General features: G+C 41.1%; 1 pseudogene. It reads left to right on the top strand.

Features of this window, described 5'->3' with window-relative positions:
• Positions 1 to 19 precede the first annotated feature (19 nt).
• Positions 20 to 202: pseudogene (locus E4T71_RS09725) on the top strand (IS66 family transposase); the annotation flags it as partial.

The raw sequence follows: 202 nt of genomic DNA, 5'->3' as shown, positions 1-202 counted from the left end.
GCTCCTATTCAAGAAGACTCTGATTTACCCAGTTGAAACAGAGACAATTACTTACAAACGCAAGAAAACAAAAGGCCGTAAGCAGGCCATTCTTGACCAGTTTGAAGCTGAAGAAATACATCACCGCTTAGAGGTCTGCATTTGTCCGGATTGTAATGGTGATTTAAAAGAAATTGGTAGCCACCTACAACGCCAAGAATTG

This window comes from Streptococcus sp. WM07, assembly GCF_004570525.1.
Classification (GTDB): domain Bacteria; phylum Bacillota; class Bacilli; order Lactobacillales; family Streptococcaceae; genus Streptococcus.
Note: the sequence above shows the minus strand (reverse complement) of the source record. Positions and strands in the feature narration are given on the sequence as shown.